The 16,328-nt window shown below is 62.2% G+C and carries 14 protein-coding genes; 8 read left to right on the top strand and 6 right to left on the bottom strand.

Annotated features, from left to right (window positions below; all coding sequences use genetic code 11):
• The first annotated feature begins 343 nt into the window (after positions 1-343).
• Complete coding sequence (gene aroQ / locus ATI14_RS02880) at positions 344-784, top strand: type II 3-dehydroquinate dehydratase (protein ID WP_016973865.1); 441 nt, start codon at positions 344-346, stop codon at positions 782-784.
• A 5-nt stretch (positions 785-789) separates the two neighbouring features.
• The gene (locus ATI14_RS02885; RefSeq protein ID WP_016973866.1) at positions 790-1,638 is read left to right on the top strand and encodes a shikimate dehydrogenase; all 849 of its coding nucleotides are present in this window, start codon (positions 790-792) and stop codon (positions 1,636-1,638) included.
• 134 nt (positions 1,639-1,772) lie between these two features.
• On the opposite strand, the gene ATI14_RS02890 is transcribed toward ATI14_RS02885, so the two are convergent.
• Both ATI14_RS02890 and quiC read right to left on the bottom strand, forming a co-directional pair.
• Complete coding sequence (locus ATI14_RS02890; RefSeq protein ID WP_026082941.1) at positions 1,773-2,438, bottom strand: TetR/AcrR family transcriptional regulator; 666 nt, start codon at positions 2,436-2,438, stop codon at positions 1,773-1,775.
• A gap of 77 nt (positions 2,439-2,515) precedes the next feature.
• Positions 2,516-4,417: a 3-dehydroshikimate dehydratase QuiC gene (gene quiC, locus ATI14_RS02895; protein ID WP_016973868.1), complete on the bottom strand. Its 1,902-nt coding sequence runs from the start codon at positions 4,415-4,417 to the stop codon at positions 2,516-2,518.
• Positions 4,418-4,628: 211 nt separating this feature from the next.
• Between quiC and ATI14_RS02900 the strand changes: the two genes are divergently transcribed.
• Entirely contained in the window at positions 4,629-5,963 is a 1,335-nt protein-coding gene (locus ATI14_RS02900) for an MFS transporter (RefSeq protein WP_016973869.1), read from the top strand.
• A 1-nt stretch (position 5,964) separates the two neighbouring features.
• Here the strand turns inward: ATI14_RS02900 and ATI14_RS02905 are convergent, their stop codons facing one another.
• Complete coding sequence (locus tag ATI14_RS02905; RefSeq protein ID WP_016973870.1) at positions 5,965-6,843, bottom strand: DMT family transporter; 879 nt, start codon at positions 6,841-6,843, stop codon at positions 5,965-5,967.
• Between the two features lie 185 nt (positions 6,844-7,028).
• On the opposite strand from ATI14_RS02905, the gene ATI14_RS02910 reads away from it, so the two are divergent.
• The 3 genes from ATI14_RS02910 (at position 7,029) to ATI14_RS02920 (ending at position 9,476) form a co-directional block, all read left to right on the top strand.
• On the top strand, positions 7,029-7,445 hold the full coding sequence (locus ATI14_RS02910; protein ID WP_017253799.1) for a membrane lipoprotein lipid attachment site-containing protein: 417 nt from the start codon (positions 7,029-7,031) through the stop codon (positions 7,443-7,445).
• 156 nt (positions 7,446-7,601) lie between these two features.
• Complete coding sequence (ypfJ, locus tag ATI14_RS02915; RefSeq protein WP_016973872.1) at positions 7,602-8,489, top strand: KPN_02809 family neutral zinc metallopeptidase; 888 nt, start codon at positions 7,602-7,604, stop codon at positions 8,487-8,489.
• On the top strand, positions 8,490-9,476 hold the full coding sequence (locus tag ATI14_RS02920) for a hypothetical protein (RefSeq protein WP_016973873.1): 987 nt from the start codon (positions 8,490-8,492) through the stop codon (positions 9,474-9,476).
• A gap of 144 nt (positions 9,477-9,620) precedes the next feature.
• Here ATI14_RS02920 and ATI14_RS02925 read toward each other — a convergent pair whose 3' ends face one another.
• From ATI14_RS02925 to ATI14_RS02935, 3 genes are read right to left on the bottom strand one after another with little or no spacing between them, the layout of a single operon-like run.
• Positions 9,621-10,208: an HAD family hydrolase gene (locus tag ATI14_RS02925; RefSeq protein ID WP_016973874.1), complete on the bottom strand. Its 588-nt coding sequence runs from the start codon at positions 10,206-10,208 to the stop codon at positions 9,621-9,623.
• Entirely contained in the window at positions 10,205-11,074 is an 870-nt protein-coding gene (gene tesB, locus ATI14_RS02930) for an acyl-CoA thioesterase II (RefSeq protein WP_016973875.1), read from the bottom strand. Before tesB ends, ATI14_RS02925 begins: the two co-directional genes overlap by 4 nt.
• 37 nt (positions 11,075-11,111) lie before the next feature.
• The gene (locus ATI14_RS02935; protein ID WP_016973876.1) at positions 11,112-11,681 is read right to left on the bottom strand and encodes a GNAT family N-acetyltransferase; all 570 of its coding nucleotides are present in this window, start codon (positions 11,679-11,681) and stop codon (positions 11,112-11,114) included.
• Positions 11,682-11,756: 75 nt separating this feature from the next.
• On the opposite strand from ATI14_RS02935, the gene ATI14_RS02940 reads away from it, so the two are divergent.
• Together ATI14_RS02940 and ATI14_RS02945 are read left to right on the top strand one after the other, a co-directional pair.
• Positions 11,757-12,677, top strand: a complete 921-nt coding sequence (locus ATI14_RS02940; protein WP_016973877.1) for a histone deacetylase family protein — start codon at positions 11,757-11,759, stop codon at positions 12,675-12,677.
• Between the two features lie 228 nt (positions 12,678-12,905).
• The gene (locus tag ATI14_RS02945; RefSeq protein ID WP_016973878.1) at positions 12,906-16,235 is read left to right on the top strand and encodes a type III effector HrpK domain-containing protein; all 3,330 of its coding nucleotides are present in this window, start codon (positions 12,906-12,908) and stop codon (positions 16,233-16,235) included.
• Positions 16,236-16,328: the final 93 nt, after the last annotated feature.

Raw genomic sequence — 16,328 nt, forward strand, 5'->3', positions numbered from 1 at the left:
TCCGTTAGGTTATTTTCCCTCAGGTAACACTTTTCCGGGTGCCACCCGACAACCGGCTCCTGCCACGGGTTGCTGTTTTGCAGATTAGTCACGGCGAAAAAACCGGCGAACGCCGGGTTGTAACCGCCTGTTCCCTTGGCGAGAAATATCCCGCCAGGGCTTGGAAACCCTGCTCATTCGGCAACCTCGCGTAATACTTCGGTCAGCAAGTAGGCCTGCCGTGCGCCCATGGCCGATGATTAAGGGTTCGATAATCGAACACATCCGCTGCGATCAATTGACCAAACTAACCATCCAGTACATTTTATCCACACAACCAATAATAAGTGTGGAGATACCCCCAATGCCGCCCATCGTGCTGGTGCTCAATGGCCCCAACCTCAATCTGCTCGGCACCCGCGAGCCCGCCACCTATGGCCATGAAACCCTAGCTGACGTCGCCGCGCTGTGTGGCCGCAGCGCGGAAGAACTCGGGCTGAAGATCGAGTTTCGCCAGACCAACCATGAAGGCGAACTGCTCGACTGGATCCACGGCGCCCGCGCCCGGTGCGCCGGTATCGTGATCAACCCGGCGGCCTGGACCCACACCTCCGTGGCCACTCGCGATGCGCTGGTGGCCAGTGAAGTGCCGGTGATCGAAGTGCACCTCTCCAACGTGCACGCACGCGAAGCGTTCCGGCATCATTCATTCGTGTCCCCCATCGCCAAGGCCGTGCTCGCGGGGTTCGGCAGCCACGGTTATCACCTGGCCCTTGAACATTTCAGCCACACGTTGAAGGGGTGAGCCGAATGAAGCCGCCCATCCTTGCCGGCCTGATCGGCGCCGGTATTCAGGCCTCGCGCACGCCAGCCCTGCATGAGCGCGAAGGCGACGCCCAGGGCCTGCGCTATCTGTATCGCCTGATCGACCTGGAACCGCTCAAGCTGAACGTCAACGCCCTGCCCGACCTGCTGGACGCTGCCGAGTTGATGCACTTCACCGGGTTGAACATTACTTACCCGTGCAAGCAGGCGATTCTGCCGTTGCTGGATGAACTGTCCGACGAGGCCCGGGGCATCGGCGCGGTGAATACGGTGGTGTTCCAGGCGGGCAAACGCATCGGCCACAACACCGATTGCCTGGGGTTCGCCGAGGGTTTTCGCCGCAACCTGCACGATGTCGCCCGCCAGCGCGTGGTGCAGATGGGCGCCGGCGGCGCGGGGGCTGCGGTGGCCCATGCGCTGCTGGCCGAGGGGGTGCAGCACTTGAGCATTTTCGACGTGGACGCGGCCCGCGCCCGCGAGCTGGTGGCTAACCTCGCCCGACGCTTCGGAGCCGGGCGCGCCCAGGTCGGCGTTCACCTGGAGAACGCCATGGCCGAGGCCGATGGCCTGGTCAATACTACGCCCGTGGGCATGGCCAAACTGCCGGGCACGCCGATGCCACCGGGCATGTTACGCGCCGAATTGTGGGTGGCGGAGATTGTGTATTTCCCGCTGGAAACCGAGTTGCTGCGTGACGCCCGGGCGTTGGGTTGCCGCACACTGGATGGCGGCAACATGGCGGTGTTTCAGGCGGTGAAGGCGTTTGAACTGTTCAGTGGCGAGGTGCCGGATGCGGACAGGATGTTGGCGCACTTTCAGAGCATGAATACCTGACCGTCGAACCCCGATCAAAAATTGTGGGAGCTGGCTTGCCTGCGATAGCGGTGCATCAGCCATACACCTGTCACTGGCAGACCGCTATCGCAGGCAAGCCAGCTCCCACATGGGCTGCATTCCAGCCTGAGTGATCAGACCTGCAGGTACCGCATCACCGACTCGCAAATCATGTCGCGATGACGCTGTTTCACCGCCTCATCCGACAGCTCAATCTGAAAAATCTCACTGAACGTATGGCGGTTGGACACCCGGTAAAAGCTGAACGAGTTGATCAGCAAGTGCACATCCAACGGCTCCAGCCCTTCGCGAAACACGCCCATTTCGGCCCCGCGCCGTAACGTGGCGCCCAGCGCTTCGAGGATGTTGCTGTTCATCGCCTTGATGGCGTCCGAACGCTTCACGTACTCGGCGTTGTGGATATTTTCGATGCTCACGATGCGCACGAAATCCACATTCTGGTCATGGTGATCAAAGGTGAACTCCACCAGCCGGCGAATGGCTTCGCGTGGCTCCAGCGCGGTGAGGTTCATGCGGGTCTCAGTGTTGCGGATGTCGCCGTAGAGCTTTTCCAGCACCTCGACGTACAACTGCTCCTTGCTGCCGAAGTAGTAATAAATCATGCGTTTGGAGGTGTGAATGCGCTCGGCGATGGCGTCCACGCGAGCGCCGGAAAGGCCCTGCTGAACAAACTCGACGATGGCTTCCTGGAGAATGTTTTCGCGGGTCTTTTCCGGATTGTTCTTACGACTCTTGCGCGGTGCGTCTGACACCGCGGGGAGTTCGGGACTCGAGGTCATGGTGCGCTCACGGCCATTGTTATGCAGGCGCTGATTATGGGCCGCGATGCCCGCCGAAGGAAGCACCCGGCCTGCCGTTATAAACGTGCCTGACGCACCGCGCCGCTGCGCGATTTGGCCATCGCCGCCAGGCGCACCGCCACGTTGGCCGCGCCATAGCCGGCGTAACCGTTCTTGCGCTGGATGATCTCGAAGAAAAACCGCCCTTCGAACGGCTCGGTGTACACGTGAAACAACTCACCGCCCTGAGCGTCGCGGTCGTACAGCACGTTGTAGTACGCCAGCTCGCTGAGGAACTCGTCGTCGAAATCAAAGCGTGCTGCCAGGTCGTCGTAGTAGTTGAGCGGGATATCCAGCAACGGCACACCCGCCTCCTTGGCCCGGCTAACCTCGGCGAAAATGTCTGCGCAATCGAAGGCAATGTGGTGCACGCCCGAGCCGCGATAGCTCGACAGCGCGTGGGAAATCGCCGTATTGCGGTTCTCGGAAATATTCAGCGGCAGGCGGATAGAGCTGCAGCGGCTGCGCAGCGCGCGGCTTTTTACCAGGCCGTAGGGGTCGGGCAGCACCACTTCATCATCGGCTTCGAAATCCAGCAGGCTCTTGTAGAACAGCACCCAGCTGTCGAGGCTGTCGGCCGGCAAGGCCATGGCCATATGGTCAATGCGCAGCAGGCCGCCGCCGGTTGAGGCGGTGGGTTGCAGGTTGAAGTCGGTGTCGTACAGCACGCCTTCGGACTCGTCCACCAGATAAATCAGGCTGCCGTCCGGCGCGCGTACTGCCGCCAACTCCAGCTCGTTCGGCCCCACCAGCCCGCGATATGGCTGGCCCTTGTAGGCCACCGCGCGCTCCAGGGCCTTGGCGCTGTTGTTGACGCGAACCGCCGTGGCACACAGCGACGGCCCGTGAGCTTCAAAAAAGTTATGCGCGAAGGAATAGGGTTCACAGTTGAGGATCAGGTTGATATCGCCCTGACGCAACAGGCTCACGCTCTTGGAGCGATGCTGCCCGGCCTTGACGAACCCCAGACGCTCCAGCCAGTGCGTGAGCTTGGCGCCGAGGCTTTCATCCACGGCGAATTCGAGGAATTCGATGCCGTCGTATTCACTGGCGGGCGGGGTATCAAACAGAATCTCGACGGGCTGCGCCGGCGCTTGCTGACGCAGGCGTTCGCGGGTTTTCTCTTCCAGGTACAGCAGCGAGCGCAAGCCATCCGCCGCATTGGCCCGGGTCGGCGCCGCGCGGAAACCGTCGTTGAAAATCTCCAGGGACAGCGGCCCGGTGTAGCCACTCTTGATGATCGGCGCGAGGAACCCGGCCAGGTCAAACTCGCCCTGCCCCGGGAAGCAGCGGAAATGTCGACTCCACTCCAGCACGTCCATGGCCAGGATTGGCGCGTCGGCCATTTGCACGAAAAAAATCTTGTCGCCGGGGATCTTGGCGATGCCACTCGGATCACCTTTGAGCGACAAGGTGTGAAAGCTGTCGAGCAGCACACCCAGGGCCGGGTGATCCACCTGACGCACCAGGTCCCACACTTGTTGCCAGGTGTTCACATGCTTGCCCCAGGCCAGCGCTTCGTAGCCGATGCGCAAGCCACGGCGCCCGGCATGCTCGGCCAGCAGGCTCAGGTCATCCAGCAGAACGCGTTCATCGCCCAGGGAATCCGCCGAAGCATTGCTGCACACCAGCACCAGGTCGGTGCCCAGCTCCTGCATCAAATCGAACTTGCGTTCGGCGCGTTCCAGGTTGCGCGCGAGGCGGTCGCGGCGGCAACCTTCAAAGTCGCGAAACGGCTGGAACAGCGTGATGGCAATGCCCAGGTCGGCGCACATTTGCTTAACTTCGCGCGGGCTGCCGTCGTAATACAACAGGTCGTTCTCGAAGATCTCGACCCCGTCAAACCCGGCGGCGGCGATGGCTTCGAGCTTTTCCGGCAGGGTGCCGCTCAAGGAAACGGTGGCGATGGAACGTTGCATGGGCGACTCCCGGCAATTGTTGTTTGCGGCAAATTATTCGCCCCCAGCCTACACGCAGCAATTAAAATGTACGAACCGGTTAGTTTTTGGTGCGATTATCGAACACTATGCCCCTTTGGCGAATTGACGATTTTTTAGCCACTGCGCACCATCGATTCAGCAACAAGACCCAGAACACACCATAAAAATTTCAAAAAACGGGTACGACCTCATGCCTTCGCAAAACTCCGTCCTGGCCGCGCGCCCGGGCAACCCGCACGCCGGCATCGGCGACAAAATCCGCGGCGCCCTGGCCGTGGGCAAAACCCGCTGGGGCATGCTGGCCCTGGTGTTCTTCGCCACTACCCTGAATTACATCGACCGCGCGGCTCTGGGCGTGATGCAACCGATCCTCGCCAAGGAAATGAGCTGGACGGCGATGGACTACGCCAACATCAACTTCTGGTTTCAGGTGGGTTACGCCATTGGTTTCGTGCTGCAGGGCCGCTTGATCGACCGCATCGGCGTCAAGCGCGTGTTCTTCTGCGCCGTGTTGTTGTGGAGCCTGGCCACCGGCGCCCATGGCCTGGCTACCTCGGCGTTCGGGTTTATGGTGTGCCGTTTTATTCTCGGAATTACCGAAGCCGCCAACTACCCGGCCTGCGTGAAGACCACGCGGTTGTGGTTCCCGGCCGGTGAACGCGCGGTGGCCACCGGCATTTTCAACGCCGGCACCAACGTCGGCGCGATGATGACGCCGATGCTGCTGCCGTTGATCCTGCATGTGTGGGGCTGGCAGGCGGCGTTTCTGTGCATGTCGGCACTCGGCGGGATTTGGCTGGTGTGCTGGGGCCTGAAGTACTACAACCCGGAAGACCACCCGACCGTTAAACAATCCGAACTGGACTACGTGCAACAGGAAGTCGAACCGGAACAACCCCGCGTCCCTTTCAGCCGCATCCTGCGCATGCGCGGCACCTGGGCCTTCGCCCTCGCCTATTCGATGACCGCGCCGGTGTTCTGGTTTTACCTGTATTGGCTGCCGCCGTTTTTGAACCAGCAATACAACCTGGGCATCAACGTGACCCAGATGGGCATTCCGCTGATCATCATTTACCTGACCGCTGACTTCGGGAGCGTGGGCGGCGGGATTCTCTCGTCATTCCTGATCGGCCGCGGCATGAATTCGATCAAGGCGCGACTGCTGTCGATGCTGCTGTTCGCCTGCTGCATCGTCGGTGTGATCATGGCGGCCGGCTCAAGCCAGTTGTGGGTCGCAGTGTTTGCCATCTCCCTGGCCATCGGCGCGCACCAGGCCTGGACCGCCAACATCTGGAGCCTGGTGATGGACTACACGCCCAAGCACATGATGAGCACGGTGTTTGGATTCGGCGGCATGTGCGCAGCCATCGGCGGCATGTTCATGACCCAGATCGTCGGCCATATCCTCACCGTGACGAACAACAACTACACCGTGTTGTTCACCCTGATCCCGGCGATGTACTTCATTGCGCTGACCTGGATGTACTTCATGGCGCCGCGCAAGATTCCCACCGTAGACGTTTGATTCAACGTCGCCGCTGCTGCCAGGCAGCGGCCAGCCCGCTCATGCAGATCACCCCGATGCCGACCACCGTGGTCACGTCGGGGGTATGGTTGAACACCAGCCAGCCCAACAACCCCGCGAACACGATCTGGCAATAGCCAAACGGCGCCAGCAAGGCCGGCGCCGCGAAGCGGAACGCCTGGGTCAGCATCAAGTGCGCGGTCATCCCGCAGGTGCCCAGTGCCAGCATCAATACAGCGTGCCACAGCGTGGGCAACTGCCAGAAGAACGGCACCAGGGCGCTCATCACCAGGGTATTGCACAGCCCGGCGAAGAAGTTGCTGGTGGTGGGCGTGTCGTACTGGCTGAGGATGCGCGTGAGCAACTGATAAAAGCAGAAGAACAGCGCCGAACACAGTGGCAGCAATACCGCAGGTGTGAACAGCTCGCCGCCGGGGTGAATGATGACCAGCACGCCGATAAACCCGCAAATCACCGCCAGCCACTGGCCGCGCGTGACCCGTTCACCCAGCAACGGCACCGACAGCGCCGTCACCAGGATCGGCGCCAGGAAGTTCACCGCCGTGGCTTCCGCCAGCGGGATGTAATGCAGCGCCGCCGTGAAAAACAGGCTGGTGCCCAACAGACACAATGCGCGCACCACCTGCATGCCCGGGCGCTTGCTGCGCAGCACACGCAAGCCTGACTGCGGCAGGAAAATCCCGGCCATCAATAAGGTGTGCACCAGGTAACGCGCCCACACCACCATCACGATCGGGTAAAAACCGGCCAGGTATTTGGACAACGCGTCGTGGCTGGAAAACAGAAACGTCGCCAGCACAATCAGCAGGATGCCTTTGAAAGGATGGTTGACGCCGGAAAGGGGGGTGCTGACAGTCATTGAATTCTCTTGCGTGGCGGGTGGAACGCTTGTGCACTCAACCCGGTAATCTAGCAGCCGCGCTTGCGTCTGCCCCAAGAGCATAACCAAACACCGTGCGAACAGCGCACTAAATCACGGGATACCAGTCCAACGTTGCACTTCTCACCGCGCGTTGAACACTTTTTAACGGAAGCTGCCCCGCTATGAAAAAAACTGTCTTTGTTCTGTCTGCCCTTGCCTTGCTGACCGCCTGTAACAAGGAGCCCAAGGAAGCCCCCAAACCCGCACCGGCGTCGGTGCAAGCCACCCTGGTACCGGCCACACCGCCCACCGATAAATGGGTGGGCAAGTGGATCGGCGTGGAAGGTTTGAACCTGACCATCGCCAAAGACGACAGCATTGGCCGTGGCCACTACATCCTGACCATGCAATACGGCCTCGACGCCGACGACTCCGGCACCTTCAAGGGCGAAGCCAACGAAGACGGCATCGCGTTCACTCGCCCCGACGGCCCGCAGCAGTTGAGCGCCGGTGACGGCGAAGCCACCGGTTTGAAATGGCTGGCGGACAAAAAGGACTGCCTGATCGTCGACACCGGCGAAGGTTACTGCCGCGACTGACCCGCCAACCTGACACAACTTTCATCTGGCGCCCCTGCCGGCACGGCCTGACAGCAGCGATACTAAGCCGCTCTCGTACCTGTCGGACAGCCGGGCTGGCGCCATGCCCCAGCACCAACAACACTGTTCCCCAAGGTTCATCGAGAGGATTGCACCATGCTATGGAAAAAAGGCCGACGCAGCGACAACGTGGTGGATGCCCGCGATGACAGTGGCGGTGGTGGCGGCGGCATGCGTTTTGGAGGCGGCAAGGGCCTGAGCCTGACGGCGATTGTGCTGATCGTGGGCATTGGCTGGCTGACCGGCCAGGACCCGCTGCAGATCCTCGGCCAACTGACCGGCCAGATGGAGCAGGCGCCTCAAGTGAGCACACAGTCGCGCCAGGCGCCGCCGGCCAATGACCAGCAGGCCGATTTTGTCCGTGCGATTCTGGGCGACACCGAAGACACCTGGGGTCAGGTCTTCAAGGAAAACGGGCTGGTCTACCAGAACCCGAAACTGATTCTGTTCCGCGGGCGTGTGAATTCCGCCTGCGGGGGCGCCACCTCGGCCAGCGGCCCGTTTTACTGCCCGGCTGACCAACAGGTGTACCTGGACCTGGATTTTTTCCGGGAAATGTCACAACGCTTCCAGGCCGCGGGCGATTTCGCCCAGGCCTATGTGATCGCCCACGAAGTCGGGCATCACGTGCAAACACTGCTGGGCATCTCGGCCAAGATTCAGGCCGCGCGCCAGCAAGGTCGGCAGATGCAGGGCGACGGCGGCCTGCTGGTGCGCCAGGAGCTGCAAGCCGACTGCTTCGCCGGGGTGTGGGCCAACCGGGCGCAACAGCGCCTGAACTGGCTGGAGCCCGGCGATATTGAAGAAGCACTGAACGCGGCCAACGCCATCGGCGATGACCGTTTGCAGCAACAGGGTCAGGGGCGCGTTGTGCCGGACTCGTTTACCCACGGCACCTCGGCACAGCGGGTTCGCTGGTTCAAGACCGGCTTTGCAGGGGGCCAGATCACTCAATGCGACACCTTTACCGCCAAGAGTCTTTAGATGAATAAACGATTGGGATTGCTGCTCGGCTTGATGATGACCTGCTCCACCGCCACTTGGGCCGCCGAAAAAGAACATGGCGTCAAGGAAGTCAGCCCCGATCGTTTCCACCTGGACGCCGGTGACCTCAGCGTCGGCCTGAGCCAGGACTGGAGCAAACCACTGCCCCAAGTCACCCGCGCGCTGATCATCGTGCATGGTCGCCTGCGCAATGCGCAGACCTACCTGCAGAGCGGCGAAACGGCCGCCGAGCACGCGGGCCAGGCCGGCAATACGCTGGTGATTGCGCCGCAGTTTCTCAACCAGTTCGACATCAAGCGCAACCACCTGGACGGCCAGGTGCTGCGCTGGAACAGCAATGACTGGATGGCCGGCGACGCCTCGACCGGCCCTGGCCAGGTCAGCTCCTACGGCGCCCTCGACCAGATCATCAAGCACCTGGGCAACCGCAAGCTGTTCCCGGCCCTCAGAGAAATCGTGGTGGCCGGGCATTCCGGCGGCGGCCAGGTGGTGCAGCGTTTCGCCCTCACCGGCCACGATCACCCGATGCTGCAAACCGAAGGCATCAGCCTGCGTTACGTAGTGGCCAACCCGTCGTCCTACGCCTACTTCACCCCGCAGCGCCCGGTGAAGTTTGACGTTTCCAGCTGCCCAGGCTTCAACGACTGGAAGTACGGCATGCAAAACCTGCCCGACTACGCCAAGGGCCAGAGCGCGCAGCAGCTTGAACAGGCTTACGTGTCACGCAACGTGACCTACCTGCTGGGCCAGCAAGACACCGACCCGAATCACCCGGCGCTGGATAAAAGCTGCGAAGCCGAAACCCAGGGGGCGTATCGCCTGATTCGCGGGCACAACTATTTTGACTACCTCAAGGCGCGCCACCCGCAGTTGGGCCACAAGCTGGTGGAAGTACCGGGGGTTGGGCATAACGGGGACGGAATGTTTACGTCGCCTGAGGGCGAGAAGGTATTGTTCGGGAAATAACTGACACAACCGGATCAAACATGTGGGAGCTGGCTTGCCTGCGATGGCATCACCTCGGTGTGGCTGGTAGACCGAGGTGTCTGCATCTCAGGCAAGCCAGCTCCCACACAAGCCAGTGCCCACATTTGATTTTGGGCGTCTGGGCTAGATCATCTGACGCAATGCGGCGCAATCCTGCGCATGCCAATCCACCAACTCCGGCCACGGGTTTTCCGGCAAATTGACCAGCACCGTGCGCGTCCCCGCCGCCCGGCCGCAATCCAGGTCGAAGCGGTAATCCCCCACCATCACCATCTCGCTCGGCGACACATCCCAGGCCGCGGCCAATTTCAGCAGGCCACCGGGCTCCGGCTTGGGCGGCGCATCCTCACGCCCCAACACGTCGTTGACGGCAAAGCAGTCCGCCAGCCCGATCGCTTCCAGCGTCACATGGGCCAATTCCCGCGCATTTCGCGTCAGGATACCTAGGCGAAAACCCCGCCCGGCCAGTTCGCGCACCAGCTCCACTGCACCTTCTGCCGCGACTGAACCCAGCGCCAGCTCACGCTCATGTTCCAGCAACCACGCATGTTTGGCCGCTGCCACGCCGGCAGGCAACGCGGCAAGGTGAGTGAGAATGTCGTCCTCGGGCGGAATCTCCAGCGCCACGCGAATCGCCGCAAAATCATGCACGGCCACAGTGAGGGTGCCGTCCATGTCGAACACCCAATGCTTGATGTCCGCGAGGCTCATGCCCAGTCCTTGCGATGGCGAATCAAGCCTTCCTGGGTCACCGACGCCACCAGTTGCCCGGCACGGTTGTACACGCTGCCCCGGGAGAACCCACGGGAATTGCCGGCCCACGGGCTGTCCATGGCGTAGAGCAGCCAGTCATCGGCGCGCAGGTCGGCGTGAAACCACAGCGCGTGGTCGAGGCTGGCGACCTGCATGTCTTTCTGCCATACGGTTTTGCCATGGGGCAGCAACGAGGTGGTCAGCAAGCCAAAGTCCGAGGCGTAGGCCAGCAGGTATTTGTGCAACGCAGGCGAGTCGGCCAGGGCGCCGTCGGCGCGAAACCACACGTATTTGACCGGGTCGGACGGCTGCGGGTTGTACGGGTCTTTCTCGGTAACCGGGCGCACTTCAATCGGCTTGGGGCACAGCAACTTGTCACGCATGTGCTCGGGGATCAGGTGCGCGCGTTGCTGGGTCAGCTCCAGCTCCGACGGCAGGTTCTCCGGGCCGACCACCACGGGCATGGTGGTCTGGTGCTCGAAGCCCTCTTCGTCGTACTGGAACGAAGCGCTGCAAGTGAAAATCGGCTGGCCCTTCTGAATAGCGGTCACACGGCGAGTGCTGAAACTGCCGCCGTCACGCACGCGGTCTACCGAGTACACCACCGGCAACGCCGCGTCACCGGGGCGTAAGAAGTAACCGTGCAGGGAGTGCACGTGCCGCGCTTCTTCTACGGTCTGGCTGGCTGCCGACAGCGACTGGCCGAGCACCTGGCCGCCGAACAACTGGCGAAAACCCAGGTCCTGGCTGCGGCCGCGAAAGAGGTTTTCCTCGATCGGCTCCAGGGTCAGCAAGTCCACCAGATCTTCCAATACTTGGCTCATCGAGCAACTCCTAAATCTATGGGGCATTCCGGGCTGCTTATCCGTGCAGCGTGTCCAACCATTGGGCGCGGGTGATGCGGTACAACACATGATGGCGCAGCGGGTCATCGGCCGCGACCTTGGGGTGTTCAAAATCTGCCTGGGGATCGTAATGCATACCGATGGCCTGCATGACTTTTTGTGATGGCAGATTGGCTTCAGTGGTAAAGGCGAGGATTTCGTCCAGTTGCAGGCGATCGAAGCCGCAGCGCAACGCGGTCCATGCCGCTTCGCTGGCGTAACCCAGGCCCCAATGTTCGCGGGCCAGGCGCCAGCCGATTTCCACCGCCGGGGTGAAATCAGCTTCAAAACTGACGTTTTGCAGCCCGGTCAGGCCGATGAACTCGCCGGTGTCCTTGCGTTGCAAGGCCCACAAGCCAAAGCCGTATTCGGCAAAGTGCCCGCGAATCCGGCCGATCAGCGCCGCGCTTTCCAGGTGGCTCAGCCTGGCCGGGAAATAACGCATCACCTGCGGGTCGGCGCACATGCGCGCAAATTCCGTCAGGTCGCTGTCGCGCCATTGGCGCAACACCAGCCTTGCGCTTTCCAATTCCAGTATCGGCTCCATGGGTCCCCTCCCTTGCCATGTGCGTGAGTGTACAACGCAGGTAAGATGCGTCGCAGGTTCCCGTCAGAAAATCCCATGCCACTGCCCCTGATCTACCACGATGACTACAGCCCCGAGTTCCCGGCGGACCATCGCTTCCCCATGGACAAGTTTCGCCTGTTGCGCGACCACCTGGTGGCCAGCGGCCTGACGGACGACAGCCAATTGCTGCGCCCCGACCTTTGCCCACCCCAGATTCTGGCCCTGGCCCATGACACCGGGTATATCGAACGCTACATGGGCGGCGAGTTGTCCCGCGAAGACCAACGGCGCCTTGGCCTGCCATGGAACGAAGCCCTGGCCCGGCGCACGGTGCGCGCGGTCGGTGGTTCGATCCTCGCCGCCGAGCAGGCGCTGGAGCACGGCCTGGCCTGCCACCTGGCGGGCGGCACCCATCACGCCCACTACGATTACCCGGCCGGTTTTTGCATCTTCAATGACCTCGCAGTGATCAGCCACTATCTGCTGGCCAGCGGGCGGGTCAACCGCGTGTTGATCTTCGATTGCGACGTGCATCAGGGTGACGGCACCGCGCGTATCCTCCACGACACCCCCGACGCGATCACCGTGTCGCTGCACTGCGAAAAGAACTTCCCCGCGCGCAAAGCCCAGAGCGACTGGGACATCCCGCTGCCGATGGGCATGGGCGATGCCGACTACCTCAAGGTTGTGGATGACGCGCTCAACTACTTGCTGCCCCTCTATCAACCCGACCTGGTGCTCTACGACGCCGGCGTGGATGTGCACAAGGACGACGCCCTCGGTTACCTCAAGCTGACCGACTCCGGCGTCGCCGCCCGCGACGAAAGCGTGATGCGCCACTGCCTGGGCCGTGACATTCCGGTGATGGGCGTAATCGGCGGCGGCTACAGCAAGGACCGCCCGGCCCTGGCCCGCCGCCACGGCATCCTGCACCACAGCGCGCAACGGGTGTGGACGTCATCAGGCTGTCATTGAAGTGTGGGCGTTACCCACAATGCCTGTGGAACCACCTGTGGATAACTTGAGCGTAAGCGTCTGAGAGCGCGCAGGCACATGGCCTGCACGTAACTGTACATTTTCTGATCAGATACTTGTCCACAGCCGTGAAACGTTGTGGAACTTCGCATCTGTTCCAGATTTGAAACAAAACTGCCGCAAGCCGCCGTCACCCTGAAAGCCTTCCCGCTCCGAGAGTAACCGGCGATGGCAACCTACAAAATCGGCACCGTTACAAACCCCGGCAATGACGACGCCCTGAAAAAAGTCGCGGCCACCTTTGAAGCCGCCATGGCCCGCGCCGTGGCAGGTTTTAAAGACACCGCCAAACCCGGCAACTTCAAAGTGCTGGCCAGCGGCGTCACCGACAACACCAAAGACCAGAAGATCGCCGACGTCATGGCCACCGGCGACCAGGAGGCGATCAAACGCCTCGACGACCCGAACCTCGCCGACATCAGCAACACCGGCGTGCCTCTGGCTGACATTGCCAGCATTACCAAGATTTCCGACAACGTGCTGGACCTGAAAACCCGCGACGGCCAGGACATCATCATTATCAAACAGATGACGCCCTACCTTTTCGACGGCATGGCCGGCAAAGTCGATGCCGTCAACGCGCTGAACACCAGCAAGGCCGACGGCTACCGCATTGCCCAGGCGGGCGACACCGCGCCGGGCCTGGGTGACTACAGCGCCATCGGCCCTGTGGATGAAATCGGCCCGGGCTTTATCCGCTACGAAACCGTGTCGGGCGACAAGGTGGTGGTCAGCCGCGAAGTGAACCCCGACCTGTACAACCAAGTGGCTGGCGATGGCCAGACCTGGGGCCTGATCAACGACAGCAAAAACGCCGGCTACACCCTCGCCGACGCCAGCGAAACCGGCAGCGTGAGCCTGGTGGGCACGCCCGAAGAACTCGGCCACGGCCTGATCCGTTACGAAACCGCGTCCGGCGACAAGGTCATCGTGTCCCAGGCCATCAGCCCCGACCTGTATGCCTCGGTGGTCAAGGAGTCCAACGGCATCTTCAACGTCGGCGGCGCCGTGGACACCAACTGGATCGACAACTCCCAATACGCCAACCCCAAGGATTGGGACAAGATCGTCGGCAACACCAGCGGCACGCCGACCCAGGAAGAACGCGACCTCGACCGCCCGCGTGCGGCGGCGAAGATGCTCAGCGACAACTGGGATAAATGGGGCATGCACGACCGCCCCATCGACTTCGCCAACCCGCCCGCCGACCTGCCGCCCGAAGCCCAGGCCTGCCTCAAATACCTGGCCGGCAGCCCGAGCCTGATGAACGCCCTCGACAGCGGCGGCCTCGGCGGCAGCGACGGCGTGATTACCCACAGCAACGTGGACAGTTTCATCAGCCAGTCGAACAAGGATCTGTCGGCCGCCTCAAAGTCCTACAGCACGTTCCTCAGCAAAAACCCGGGCGCCACCGAGCTGGCCAAGGAAAACGCCAAGTCCGCCGCACTGGTCATGGCCAATATCTCGCTGGTCAGCAGCGCCGGCCCCGCCATGGAAGGCCCGAACCAGCGCGCCAACAATGGCAGCCTGACCACCGATAACCTCAATGCCATCAAAAACGACAGCGGCCTGAGTCCGGAACTGACCGGCGCCGCCGGTTATTGGTCCACCCCCGGCATGATGCGCACCCTCGACATGGCCGGTGACCTGCCCGCCACCGCCACCGCCGACGGCATCACCCAGCAGAAAAACCTCGGCGCGTGGCTGGAGAACCAGGCCCCCACCGACGACCACGGCGTATTGATGATGCTCAGCAACGCGTCGATCCGCAGCTCGGTGGCTGACGTCGACACCTCGAAGCTGACCCAGGACGTGCTGCAGAATCCGCAAAACTATGACGGCAAAACCAAAACCGCCGTGATGCTCGAACTCAGCGACGCCCGCGCGCGCCTGGCGTCCAGCGATAAAGTGGGCGACGGCGACCTGTACGCCGGGATCACCGCCGACAGCGAGTACCACCTCAACCCGACCAAATCCAAGGTCTCCGACCAGTTGGACGCGGCCGTCAACCAGCTGGCTTCGGACCCGGACGTGAAGACCTTCATGGCCCAGAACCAGGCTGGCGGCATGAAAGACATCGTCAACAGCGACCCGGCGATCAAAACCGAAATGCAGCACTACCAGGACAGCCAGATCAACAGCGGCAACGTGATCAACACCGCGCTGGCCACCAAAGACAGCAATGGCAACCCGGTGTCGCTGATCGACGGCCTGAGCCTGGCCGGCACCGACGCCACCCTGACCGACATGGCCCTGGGCGGCAACGGCAGCGTGGACCTGGAGGCGATTGCCGACAAATCCGGCAAGTCGGCCGACATTCAACAGTACTTCCAGGACCATATCGTCAGCGGCCAGGACCTGCAAAACGGCCTCGCCGCGCCGAATGCCGACCCGATGACCGTGATCGGCCAGTACGCGGCCAACGCCTCGCTGCTCAAGGAATTCCTCGGCGACAAGGTCTCGGCGCAGGACTCGTCCACCGTGCAGCAATACGTCAACCAGGCGGTGTCCGACAGCCTGGTCAACGGCGCCAATGACGACGTGCTCAAAAGCGCGTTCGGCGACGCGAACGGTAATTTCGACGAGGCCAAGACCACCGCCATCCTCAACCAGGCGATGGCCGACAACCCGGACATGTTCAAAGACTCCACCGGCGCGCAGATCAAGCCGCAGGACGTGATTTCGCTGATCCGCTCGATGTGGGACGTCAACCGCCAGACCCAGAAGATCAGCGACGTGCTGCCCAAAGCCGTGGACGGCCTGAACCTCAATGCCAGCGACGCCTACAAGCAAGGCCTGCTGCACATCGGCAGCGCCCTGCTGGCGGGCGGTGTATTGGCGGCGCGTTCGGCCACCGGCGGCAACAGCCCGGCGGACAATGCCGGGCGCGTGGCGGCGGGCATGCAGTTCGCCGGGTTGATCACCGAAGGCGGCACCAAGTACGCCAAGGAAGCCGGGTACGGCATGGCCTGGAAACCCACGCCGATTGACCCGAGCAAACCCCAGGGCATCGGCGACTTCCCGACCGGGAAAATGGTGCAGAACACCGACGGCCTCAACAAACTCGGCAACCTGGGCAAAATCGTCGGCGGCGCCGGCAGCTTCATCGGCGGCGTGTTCGGCCTGATCAGCGGGGTCAACAGCGCCTTCGCCGGTGACAAGCTCAACGCCGGTTTCTCCCTCACCAGCGGCGCCCTCGGCACCGGCGCGGCGGTCGCCTCGATCATCGAAGGCGGCGCCGGGCTGTTTGGCGTGGCGGACGCGGCTGCCATCGCCGGTACCTTCGCCGGTGTGCTGGGCTGGGCGGCGGCGGGCGTGGGCATCATCACCTCGTTCGTGTTCCCGATCATCGAAGTGGTCAAGCGTGAGAAACAACAGGACCAGTTCTTCGGCGCCCTGGTGCCGGTGCTGGACCAATACGGCCTGACCGGCGGCCCGATCACCCAGTCCGACCGCGATGCGGAGTACCCGCCTAACACCAACACTGGCTTTGCCTGATCCCCACCTGCACTTGTGGCGAGGGAGCTTGCTCCCTCGCCACAACAGCCCTTTCAACCCCCACAAATGTGCGGCATCTCTTACAATGGGCAC

The organism is Pseudomonas tolaasii NCPPB 2192, from assembly GCF_002813445.1.
Classification (GTDB): domain Bacteria; phylum Pseudomonadota; class Gammaproteobacteria; order Pseudomonadales; family Pseudomonadaceae; genus Aquipseudomonas; species Aquipseudomonas tolaasii.

Coding starts and splice junctions, on each gene's coding strand:
- ATI14_RS02890 (WP_026082941.1), bottom strand. CDS start 2,438: ATGACCTCGAGTCCCGAACTCCCCGCGGTGTCAGACGCACCGCGCAAG.
- ATI14_RS02900 (WP_016973869.1), top strand. CDS start 4,629: ATGCCTTCGCAAAACTCCGTCCTGGCCGCGCGCCCGGGCAACCCGCAC.
- tesB (WP_016973875.1), bottom strand. CDS start 11,074: ATGAGCCAAGTATTGGAAGATCTGGTGGACTTGCTGACCCTGGAGCCG.
- quiC (WP_016973868.1), bottom strand. CDS start 4,417: ATGCAACGTTCCATCGCCACCGTTTCCTTGAGCGGCACCCTGCCGGAA.
- ATI14_RS02885 (WP_016973866.1), top strand. CDS start 790: ATGAAGCCGCCCATCCTTGCCGGCCTGATCGGCGCCGGTATTCAGGCC.
- aroQ (WP_016973865.1), top strand. CDS start 344: ATGCCGCCCATCGTGCTGGTGCTCAATGGCCCCAACCTCAATCTGCTC.
- ATI14_RS02925 (WP_016973874.1), bottom strand. CDS start 10,208: ATGAGCCTCGCGGACATCAAGCATTGGGTGTTCGACATGGACGGCACC.
- ATI14_RS02910 (WP_017253799.1), top strand. CDS start 7,029: ATGAAAAAAACTGTCTTTGTTCTGTCTGCCCTTGCCTTGCTGACCGCC.
- ATI14_RS02940 (WP_016973877.1), top strand. CDS start 11,757: ATGCCACTGCCCCTGATCTACCACGATGACTACAGCCCCGAGTTCCCG.
- ypfJ (WP_016973872.1), top strand. CDS start 7,602: ATGCTATGGAAAAAAGGCCGACGCAGCGACAACGTGGTGGATGCCCGC.
- ATI14_RS02945 (WP_016973878.1), top strand. CDS start 12,906: ATGGCAACCTACAAAATCGGCACCGTTACAAACCCCGGCAATGACGAC.
- ATI14_RS02905 (WP_016973870.1), bottom strand. CDS start 6,843: ATGACTGTCAGCACCCCCCTTTCCGGCGTCAACCATCCTTTCAAAGGC.
- ATI14_RS02935 (WP_016973876.1), bottom strand. CDS start 11,681: ATGGAGCCGATACTGGAATTGGAAAGCGCAAGGCTGGTGTTGCGCCAA.
- ATI14_RS02920 (WP_016973873.1), top strand. CDS start 8,490: ATGAATAAACGATTGGGATTGCTGCTCGGCTTGATGATGACCTGCTCC.